Here is a 10,814-nt window from a genome sequence, read left to right as displayed (position 1 = left end):
AACATCAGGCAGACGGCAAGAACAAGCCGTAAAAACGAAAAGAATCTGCACAACTGGTCATTCTATCGTCTTTCTCAATTCATTGAGTACAAAGCGAATCTAATGGGTATAAAAGTTGAATTTGTGAATCCTGCATACACCAGTCAAACATGCCCGAAATGTTCTGCAAAGAATAAGGCACAAGATAGAAAATATACGTGTAAATGTGGATTCGAAAAACATCGTGATTTAGTCGGTGCAATGAATATTCGATATGCACCTGTGATGGATGGTAAAAGTCAATCAGCCTAAGATGCTAGATGCACTGTCTTAGGAAGGGTAATGAGATCCCCTTATCTTGAAGGCTGTTCAAAACAGAAATGAACTGCGAACGCTTAGTCATTCAAGAATCCCACCCGTCACACCATAAAGTGTAGGGCTTGCGACTTTAGTCGTGGGAGTCTCAAAATAATGGTATAGTAGTTTTTCGGAGGGGTTTTTTATGATGAAAAAAGAGTTTGCTGTTATTGGACTTGGACGTTTCGGAGGAAGCATTGTTCGTGAATTAATGACCCAAGGCGCACAAGTTATGGCGATAGATCATTCCCCAGAGCGGGTGGACGAATTTGCTTCGATTGCCACACAGGCTGTCATTGCAGATTCTACGGATGAATCTGTATTAAATTCATTAGGCATCCGTAATTTTGAACATGTCATTGTAGCAATTGGGGAAAATATTCAGGCTAGTATTTTAACAACAATTATTTTAAAGGAAATTGGTGTTCAACAGATTACTGTAAAGGCTCAAAACGACTACCATGAAAAAGTGCTACGCAAAATTGGTGCAGATTTTGTCGTTCATCCTGAGCGTGATATGGGTATTCGCATTGCCAATAATATGCTGTCTAATACAGTACTAGATTATTTAGAGCTTTCTGATGAACATTCCATTATGGAGCTAAAAGCGAATGATGCGATTGCAGGTTACTCCATCATGGATTTAGATATTCGTGCAAAGTATGGTATTAATATTGTTGGTATTAAGCGTGGTTCAGATATAATCGTATCTCCACAGGCGAGTGACAAAATTTTACTAGGGGATATTATGCTAGTAATTGGTGCTGATGTTGATATTAATCGCTTTGTGAAAAAGGCATTAAATGGGTAATGAGAAATGAATAAACGAAGATGGAAGTTAGTCGTATTTGCTGTAATTATATTAATTGGTGCTTTTACAATGCAGTTTCGAGAAAAAAATGAGGAAGAGGCAGTTTCTCGTATTTTAGATCACACAGCAGAAATTGATGCAATTGAGCTATTTAAAGGGGACCAATCCTTATTTCGGACAACAGGTAAGAATGCAACAACTTTTATAGAAAAATATCCTCTAAGCCACGTCAAGAAACTAAGTAAAAAAGAAAGAGCTATATTTGAAGAAAAGCCAGTCTATCATATCGTTTACGAAATTAAAGGTAAGCCGTTATATGAAGTAGATATTTTAAAGGTAGCTATTAGTTCTGAACTTAATGAAGAATTACAACAGATGGTTTTTAATGTTGGAGATCAACACTATTTAATTTACTGGGACAAAGAGAAAAAAGCACTCGAGCAATCAACAAATACGCAGGGCTTGCTTGAACAATACGGGAAATAACAAGGGTAGTGCAACAGCAACAAGCTGTCGTCACTACCCTCTTCTTGCATTTCTACATCACAGTCTTTATAAAAGGCAGATTTTTTATTCCAAGTTGAATGTAAAATTTGTAAACTTTTATTTGATTTCCCTTTGATGTATGTATTAAACTTTGTGATGAAAAAGAAAGGGGATAGAAAAATGAAAAGGTTGACAAAGAACTGCGAGATAGAGTCACTAAAACTTGAGCATTATCATGCCATCTATACGCTATATTCTAATGAAAATGTCAGAGCCTATCTCGGTGGGGTCCCTGGAGAAAGTTATATCGAAACATCTTTTAAAGGAATGCTAGAGGCACCATTTCCTAATACATATTTCTATATCTCGTTAAAGGCAACGGGTGAATTTATAGGGCTTGTCTCTATTGATGAATATCATGATAAGGAGGCATATGAGCTTTCTTATCAGTTTTTACCTCAGTATTGGGGGAAAGGGTATGCATATGAAGTACTCACAAATATTATTGATTTTGGAAGTAATCAATTAAACTTATCGCACTTAGTAGCCGAAACACAAATAGCAAATATCGCCTCATGTCGTTTACTTGAAAAAGTAGGTATGCAAAAAGTACAGGTATTAGAAAGGTTCGGTCATGAACAAGCCGTGTACGAATTAATATTTAAGTAAAAGGCAAAGATATATAATGGCAAGCCAAATTATAGCAATTAGGGATTTGCCTACGAAGGCAAGTTAAGTTGACCATTAGATTATATAATTTTGATGAATAGTAGTCACTTGCTATAAACAATACATATAGTTGAGAATACGTTACAATATGGTAATTGTAGTTTATTTCAAGATTTCAAGAGAGCTTATGGGGAGTAGGTTTAGCACATGTTTAATGTTCGAAAAGAGGCACTATTGAGATTTTTGAAAATCCTATTTCCAATAGTGCTTTTAGTGATAGCTATTTATGAAATTCAACAATCGATAAATGGGATAGATGTTCATTTACTTCGAAAAGAAGTGAATGAATTACAGGTATGGGAACTCTTATTGATTCTTTTCATCACCTTCTGTGCTATTACACCGATGATTTTTTATGATGTTATTTTAGTGAAAATATTAGGAATTAAAATAAATAAACGTATTTTGCTGGACCATTCATTTATTGTGAATACATTCTCAAATCTTATTGGTTTTGGTGGTTTAGTTGGTGTATTTCTGCGTAATTATTTCTATTCGAAATATAAAGAGAATAAGGAAGATTTGTTAAAGAACATTGCCTCCGTAACACTCTTTTATTTAACAGGAATTTCGCTGTTAGCATGGATTATGTATATATTCTTTTGGGACTTCCCATTGCTAAAAGAAGTAAAATGGTTATCGATTGCAGTTATTCTTGTCAGCTTATATGTTCCAGTTTTTATTGCTATGCACATCATTCGCTATAAAAAAACGAGTTCTATAAAGCCGAAAATAGCGTTTCAATTGATAGTAACTTCAGTAACTGAATGGGTTGCAGTCTTTGTAGTTATCTGGATATTAACTTTTATTTTGAAGATACCAATAGAATTATCCGCTTTAATCCCGATATTTATAATTGCTTCTTGTGCAGGAATAGTCAGTATGATACCTGGTGGAGTTGGCTCATTTGACCTTGTTTTTTTATGGGGGACCCAAAGTTTAGGAATCGCTGATGAAAAAGTGCTCTTTCTATTAATTTTGTACCGGATTGGTTACTTTGTGCTTCCGTTTTTAGTTTCCTCTCTCTTATTTATAAAAGAATATTGGAAACGTTGGAATGAATCATGGGATGACTTGCCGAATGTTATTTTTCAGAAGCTTAGTCACATGTTGTTAACAATATTGGTATTTGTCTCTGGCATTGTATTATTGCTATCAGCGTCAGTGCCGGGTATTTTAAGTCGACTAAAAATAGCTCAAGAATTTTTATCTTCGCCAATCATGCATATCTCCCATCAAATGACGGTTGCAGCAGGCTTTATTCTCTTAGGATTGTGTAGGGGGATTAAATATAAAGTTAAAAGGGCATATCAGCTTAGCATCATTGTGCTAAGTAGTTCCGCATTGTTTTCGATTTTTAAAGGCTTGGACTATGAAGAAGCTATTTTTTTAGTCATTGTCGCTGGGCTGTTAATTGTATCAAAAAAACAATTTTACCGTGAAAGTTATGTTTTGACATGGGGAATAGTTTTGATTGACCTTGCAGTAGTGACAATCATTACAATGATGTATGTATTGATTGGTTATGTGAACTTACCTACTTCCAAAATTCATATTCCAGCCGCTCTACAAGACTATATCATTACAGATTACCGAGACCTGTTTTATAGTGCTGTTATTGGTATCCTAATAGCAATTGTCATTTTTTATATAGGTTATTTTATCCTTGCACCTAAGAAAATGGAGAAGCTTTTGTCTAGTGAGCACGAAGATACAATCAAAAATCATTTGATGACCTATAAAGGGACGGAGTATTCACATTTAATTTTTTTACATGACAAATTTGTACACTGGAACAAAGAAGGTACTGTTTTATTTTCTTATCAAATATATGCTGATAAGATTGTTGTGCTTGGAGATCCGGTCGGGGATGAATCTGATTTTTTATCTGCCATTCAGGAGTTTTTGGAATTGGCGGATAAGCATGGTTATACTCCAGTCTTTTATGAAATTAACAATAAAATTTTCCCGTATTTACATGAGTATGGGTATAGTTTTTTTAAGCTTGGCGAGGTAGCTTTTGTAGATTTAGAAAAATTTACACTGGCCGGTAAGGGAATGAAGGGGCGTCGAGCAATAAAAAATAAATTTGAACGAGAAGATTTTACTGTGGAAATAGTAAGCCCTCCTTACTCACAGGAAATAATGAATGAATTGGAAGAAGTATCAACGAAATGGTTGCAGGGAAGGGCAGAAAAGGGCTTTTCTCTTGGCTTTTTTGATAAACACTATTTAAGTATTTCAAACATGGTCGTTTTACGCGGAGCAGAAGGAGTTATTGGCTTTGCCAGTATCATGCCAATGTACGATAATGGTGAAAGAGTCTCGGTAGATCTCATGCGTTTTAAGCCGGGTGCACCGAATGGAACGATGGATTTCATTTTCCTATCGCTATTTGAATGGGCAAAAGCAGAGGGCTATAGCATTTTTAGTATGGGGATGTCGCCATTGTCAAATGTCGGACAGTCTAGGTATTCCTTTTTAAGTGAAAAAATAGCAGCACAAATATTTTTACATGGGCAGCACTTTTATCATTTTAAAGGATTAAAAAACTTTAAATTAAAATACGCAGATTTTTGGGAGCCAAAGTATGTAGCGTATCGAAAAAAATCTTCATTGCCATTTACGATGGCTCAAATCACGTTATTAATTGGCAATAAGAGAAAATAGCTACACTCTATTTGCTAAGAGAAGAGTGAGAAACTAAATAACAATATAAGACTTAATTCTAGTTGGTTATAGAATTAAGTCTTTTTTTATTTGAAAGGTGGTAGCGATAGCACTTGAATAGTATTCAATGACCATTATTACAGCTATGAAGTAAACTATATTGAAAAATATGTAATTTTATATTTGATTTTCCATAAGTGCTTTGTGATAATAGAGAAAATTTAAGTCATGATAATTAACCTAGTCTAATAGAATATTGTGATATCTTTACTCAATCTTTCTAAAAGTCATAAACAGCTTAAAACAATGTTGAGATTTACTAAGGAGAGCGGTAAATGATGAGACATATTATAGCTATATCAGGAGGTGGATTTTCCTATGAGACACCTTCGTTTATTGATGAATATATTGTGCAGCAAATAGACTCAAAAGAGCAAATTAAAATATGCTTTATTCCGACAGCAAGTAACGATGCACAGGGCTATATCGAAAAATTTTATGCTGCTTTTGAAAAGTATAATCCGATGCATATCACACAAGAAGAAATGATGTTAGATGATATTCGAGGAAAAATACTTTCTCAGCATATCTTATATGTAGGTGGTGGGGATACCAAGTCCCTTCTCGAAAAATGGCGCGAGCATGGCTTTGGTGATATTGTGAGGGAGGCTTATCAAAAGGGAGTAATACTAGCAGGCATTAGTGCTGGAGCAATGTGTTGGTTTGAGCAATGCTATAGTGAGAACGTGGATAACATTTACGAGGAATTTGCAGGATTAGGGATTCTAAAAGGAACACTTTGCCCGCACTATGATGATCCAGAAAGAAAAGATATGTTTGACGAGTGGATGGCAACACAAGATTCATTACTGGCTTTTACTTTACGAGATTCAGAAACTCTACATTTTAGTGATGAGATACTAGTAGCAAAAATTGAAACTTATTAAAGGAGGGGAACAGTTTGCGTATCCCAGAGAAATTAACAGTAGGAGATGAAATACGTGTCATCGCACCCAATCGTAGCGCTGCAATCATAACAGCAGAAGAGGTTGAACAAACAAAGAAAAAACTTGAAGAGTTAGGCTTTAAAGTATCCTATGGAAGTCACATTTTTGAATGTGATCTTCAAAACTCATCATCAATTGAGCATCGAGTTTCTGACATTCATGATGCCTTTCAAGATCATCACGTGAAGGCAGTCTTAACGGTTATTGGTGGTTTCAATTGTAATGAAATTTTACCCTATCTAAATTATGAAATGATAGCAAATAACCCGAAAATATTTTGTGGCTTCAGTGATATCACAGCATTAGCATCAACTATTACCCAAAAATGTGGATTTGTTACGTACTCGGGTCCTCACTTTTCTAGCTTTCGCATGGAACAGGCACAAGACTATCAACTATCCTATTTTCAAAAATGCTTAATGGGAAATAAACCTTATACCATTAAGGCATCAAGCATTTGGAGTGATGATGCATGGTATTTAGATCAACATAACCGTCGTTTTGAATCGGCTAGTTGGAAGGTGTACTCTGAAGGAGAAGCAAATGGACAATTATTCGGTGGAAATTTATGTACATTAAATTTATTGCAAGGGACATCGTACATGCCAGATTTATCGGATAGTATTTTATTTTTAGAGGATGATGAAATAGTTAATCCAGAAATATTTGCACGTGATTTCACCTCCTTATTACAAGCAACTACGAATATTAAAGGTATTGCCATTGGACGTTTTCAAAGAGCTTCTAATATGACAGAGGAACAATTACATTTTATTTTAGATAAGCATCCAAGCTTAAAGAGAATTCCAGTTATTTATGATGTTGATTTTGGACATACACAGCCAATCTTCACGTTTCCAATTGGCGGTGAAATTCAGATGAATACAAAGGATTTGATGATACATGTCACTAAATTTTAGCAGGAGAGGAGTCAATATAGATGTTAATAAGGGAAGCAAAAATTGAAGATGCACAACAGATAATCACTGTTATGAAAAATGCCGAAGATTCCAATTTTATGTTATTTGGACCAGGTGAACGTCAATTAGAGACTAAACAATTTGCAGTCTTTATTGAGAATATCTCCAATAACAACCATTCAGCATTTTTCATAGCTGAAATAGAAAAGAATGTGGTTGGCTATTTAATTGTACAAGGAAATAACCCATCTAGAATTGCACATCGGGCTAATATTGTTGTAGGCATCCATAGTGATTTTAGGGGAAGGAAAATTGGTACTGCATTATTTTGTCATTTAGACGATTGGGCGAAAGAAAAGGGTATTCATCGTCTGGAACTTACAGTGATGGTGAATAATGCTGTTGGTGTTGCTTTGTATAAAAAAATGGGATTTGAAATTGAAGGAACTAAACGATATTCCTTATATGTTGATAGTGAATACATTGATGAGTATTACATGTCAAAATTATTGTAGAAAGGAGTGTTTGTATGAATACAATAAGTAACAGTAGTAGTATAAATATTGGTGTTTTTTCACCATCATCACCATCATCCGTCAGTGCACTTTCTCGATATAAGCGTGCAAAAGCTTTTCTCGAACAAAAAAACATAAATCTAATTGAAGGAAGTCTAACTGGTAAAGCTGATATCTATCGCTCAGGCACCCCAAAAGAGCGTGCTGAAGAATTCAATGAATTACTACGGAATCCAAACATCCACATCATCATGTCGACAATAGGTGGTACAAATTCAAATAGTATGCTGCCATATATCGATTATGAGGCATTTCAAAGAAATCCAAAAATCGTTGTTGGCTATTCTGATGCAACGGCAATTTTACTTGCACTTTACGCAAAAACAGGAATCACAACTTTTTATGGCCCAGCCTTAGTTCCTTCGTTTGGTGAATTTGAGCCATTAGTTAATGATACATATCTATTCTTCGAGAACTACTTCTTAAAAGCACAATCATTACCTTATGAAATTCCGATGCCTACTTATTGGTCAGATGAACCTGTTAATTGGCTAGAAAAAACAGTGGAAAAAAAGTTGTATATGAATGAATGGGTGACGGTCCAAAAAGGAGTTACTGAAGGTAGATTAATCGGCGGCAATGTAAATGCGATGTATGGATTCATTGGTACATCTTATTTTCCGAATATTCATGATGGAGATATCTTATTAATTGAAGATTGCGGGAAAAGTACAGCTATCGTTGAGAAAAATTTTGCGATGCTGAAATTACACGGGGTATTTGAAAAAATTAGTGGCATTATTTTAGGTAAGCATGAGTGTTATGATGATTTGGGAACTGGGCGTAAACCATATGAAGTACTGCTTGAACAGTTAGACGGTATTAATATCCCGATTTTAGCAGAAGTGGATATATGCCATACCCATCCGATGCATCCTATTGCTATAGGAAAACGAGTAAGATTAGATGCAACGGCCAAAAAAGTCTATTGTATTGAGAAATGGTTGTAGTTAAATAAGCCCTGCTGATTTTTGCAGGGCTTAATCCAATTATGATTTAACATAGTCATCTTCTGTAATAGCATACATTTTAACATTTCGATGAATTCCCTTAACAGCTAATTCGTTAAAACCAAAGTCGATTAATTTTCTTGACGCTTCAGTCGTGATTCCTTTATTCCAATAAGCTTCAGAAAGTACATAACCAATCTCCGCAAATTTATGTGTCTCGTTAATCGACACGAAGTCAATAGTGCCAATCAATTTTTGCTCATATTCAATACCCCAAAACAAGTGATTACCTTGCTGATAATCATCTAAAATTAGTGCCATAAAAGCTCTTGTATCCTCAATACTTGTATTTGCTTGCCATGTCACATATCGTGCTACACTTTCGCAAGAAGCATAATCGAACATGGCCTCTAAATCTTGCGGTGAAATCGGTCTTAAAAGTAGCCTTTCAGTTTTTAAACTAGGTATAGAATCTGTCATTTATTTACCCCCTTTTACAAAATATTATATGAAAAAGTCTACTCGATTTCATAAATACAATGGGTCGACTTTTTTTATTGATAGCATGGCTAGCTCCTACATCTATACATTCTAACTGTAGATGATGATGAAAAAATTCATGCTTCCTCGAAAATCAAAGAGAATACTTACGACCGTTTCGATACAATCGCATTATTTCATTTATCGGGCTTTGGAGACGTGCATATAGCGAGCAATTATCATATACTAAAATAGAAAACTAGCAAATGGAGGAAATATGAGAAATAAAAATAGTAAATGGAAATTTGTCACTTTAGTCGCGATGATTTTTGTGTTATGCCTATCGACAATCCCTGCAAAGACAGCGATGGCAAGCACGACACAGCCGAAAAGGGAAATGCGGGCTGTCTGGATTTCAACGGTTCTCAATATTGACATGAAAGCAGGTATGACTAAGGAGCAATACATAGCTTGGACACGTCAAACATTGGATCAATTAAAAGCAAGTAAATTGAATACTGTTATTTATCAAGTAAGACCAACTAATGATGCAATGTATGCGTCTGAGCTAGCGCCATGGTCGTCCTACATAACAGGGAAAAAGCAAGGCACAAATCCTGGTTACGATCCTCTTGCTATTATGGTAGAGGAGGCACATAAACGGGGTATGGAGTTGCATGCATGGATGAATCCTTATCGTGTAACAATGGCTGGGCAACAACTAACGGACCTTGCTACCGATAATGTGGCAAGAACAAATCCAAACTGGGTTGTCAAATATGGCAAGCAATATTATTTAAATCCCGGTTTACCAGAAGTGCAAAACTATTTAGTTGATGTAGTAAAAGAGCTTGTAGCCAATTATGATATTGATGCAGTCCATATGGATGATTATTTTTATCCATACAAAATTGCTAATGAAGCCTTTCCGGATCAAGCAGCTTACAAAAAATATGGTGTTGCCTTTAAAAAGGTGGAAGATTGGCGACGAGATAATGTCAACCAGCTTGTAGAAAATCTTTACACAGCCATTAAAGACACAAAGCCATATGTTCAATTTGGTATTTCACCATTTGGCGTATGGCGCAATAAATCTCTGGATAAAACAGGAAGCGATACGCAAGCTGGTGTCAATAATTACGATGATTTATATGCAGACGTCAGAACATGGATAAAAAATGGCACGATTGATTACATTACACCACAAGTTTATTGGTCAAGAACATTAGCTGTTGCCAAATATGGTACGTTACTGAATTGGTGGAGCCATGAAGTACAAACCTATGCACAGACACATCCTGTTCAGTTGTATATTGGTCTTGCTGACTATAAGGTAGGGAATGACAGTGATGGGGCATGGAAAAATAAGATGGAGCTACCTAGCCAAATTATGGCGAATCGTTCGGAGCAGGTAGCAGCCAAGGGGCAAATGCATTTCTCCTTAAAAAGTATTCAAAACAATAAACTGGGCTATGCAACGATTGTTAATCAGCAACTTTATAATTACACAGCACTGACACCAGGTACAACTTGGGATGATGACACAGTGCCGAGCGAGCCTACTTTTGTACAAGTGACAAAGGAAGCGGCTGGTCGCAAGATTGAAATTATAGACGAAAATGAAACACAACCACGCAAGTATGTCATTTATCGCTTTGCAGGAAACAAAGAAGGATCTTATACTGACCCTCAAAATATAGTGGATGTTGTTTATAATACGGATGGCATCACTGAATTTGTGGACAAGTCAGCTCTTGCTAAGCGTAGCTACACATACGGCATTACGGCTGTATCTGCTACAGGTGTGGAAAGCAAGGAAGTTTTTGTGGTGAAAGAAGATCAGTAAATAA

The 10,814-nt window shown here is 35.7% G+C and carries 11 protein-coding genes; 10 read left to right on the top strand and 1 reads right to left on the bottom strand.

All coding sequences use genetic code 11. The annotated features are described in order from the left end of the window. From ACIQXF_RS20700 to ACIQXF_RS20660, 9 genes are all read left to right on the top strand, one after another. On the top strand, positions 1 to 291 hold a 291-nt coding region (locus ACIQXF_RS20700), incomplete at its 5' end, for an RNA-guided endonuclease TnpB family protein (protein WP_402786965.1). Positions 292 to 484: 193 nt separating this feature from the next. Then, complete coding sequence (locus tag ACIQXF_RS20695) at positions 485 to 1,147, top strand: potassium channel family protein (protein WP_402786971.1); 663 nt, start codon at positions 485 to 487, stop codon at positions 1,145 to 1,147. 6 nt (positions 1,148 to 1,153) lie between these two features. Then, positions 1,154 to 1,633, top strand: a complete 480-nt coding sequence (locus ACIQXF_RS20690; RefSeq protein WP_402786962.1) for a hypothetical protein — start codon at positions 1,154 to 1,156, stop codon at positions 1,631 to 1,633. 180 nt (positions 1,634 to 1,813) lie between these two features. After that, positions 1,814 to 2,302, top strand: a complete 489-nt coding sequence (locus tag ACIQXF_RS20685; RefSeq protein ID WP_402786959.1) for a GNAT family N-acetyltransferase — start codon at positions 1,814 to 1,816, stop codon at positions 2,300 to 2,302. Between the two features lie 207 nt (positions 2,303 to 2,509). Next, a complete protein-coding gene (gene mprF, locus ACIQXF_RS20680; protein ID WP_402786956.1) occupies positions 2,510 to 5,032 on the top strand; it encodes a bifunctional lysylphosphatidylglycerol flippase/synthetase MprF in 2,523 nt (840 codons plus the stop codon). Between the two features lie 335 nt (positions 5,033 to 5,367). Then, entirely contained in the window at positions 5,368 to 5,979 is a 612-nt protein-coding gene (locus ACIQXF_RS20675) for a Type 1 glutamine amidotransferase-like domain-containing protein (RefSeq protein ID WP_402786953.1), read from the top strand. Between the two features lie 14 nt (positions 5,980 to 5,993). Then, positions 5,994 to 6,959, top strand: coding sequence for a S66 family peptidase (locus tag ACIQXF_RS20670; protein WP_402786950.1), 966 nt, complete (start codon positions 5,994 to 5,996; stop codon positions 6,957 to 6,959). A gap of 20 nt (positions 6,960 to 6,979) precedes the next feature. Beyond that, the gene (locus tag ACIQXF_RS20665) at positions 6,980 to 7,474 is read left to right on the top strand and encodes a GNAT family N-acetyltransferase (protein ID WP_402786947.1); all 495 of its coding nucleotides are present in this window, start codon (positions 6,980 to 6,982) and stop codon (positions 7,472 to 7,474) included. A gap of 14 nt (positions 7,475 to 7,488) precedes the next feature. Next, entirely contained in the window at positions 7,489 to 8,484 is a 996-nt protein-coding gene (locus tag ACIQXF_RS20660) for a S66 family peptidase (RefSeq protein WP_402786944.1), read from the top strand. A gap of 39 nt (positions 8,485 to 8,523) precedes the next feature. Here the strand turns inward: ACIQXF_RS20660 and ACIQXF_RS20655 are convergent, their stop codons facing one another. Then, positions 8,524 to 8,964 (bottom strand): GNAT family N-acetyltransferase, encoded by a 441-nt coding sequence (locus tag ACIQXF_RS20655; protein ID WP_402786941.1) that lies wholly within the window; start codon positions 8,962 to 8,964, stop codon positions 8,524 to 8,526. A 277-nt stretch (positions 8,965 to 9,241) separates the two neighbouring features. Here ACIQXF_RS20655 and ACIQXF_RS20650 point away from each other — a divergent pair, with 277 nt between their 5' ends. After that, positions 9,242 to 10,810, top strand: coding sequence for a glycoside hydrolase family 10-like protein (locus ACIQXF_RS20650; protein WP_402786938.1), 1,569 nt, complete (start codon positions 9,242 to 9,244; stop codon positions 10,808 to 10,810). Positions 10,811 to 10,814: the final 4 nt, after the last annotated feature.

Origin of the sequence: Lysinibacillus sp. NPDC097231, assembly GCF_044761885.1 — a bacterium.
In the GTDB taxonomy this organism is placed as follows: domain Bacteria; phylum Bacillota; class Bacilli; order Bacillales_A; family Planococcaceae; genus Lysinibacillus.
The sequence above is the reverse complement of the archived record's forward strand: the minus strand, read 5'-3'. Positions and strand labels throughout refer to the sequence as shown.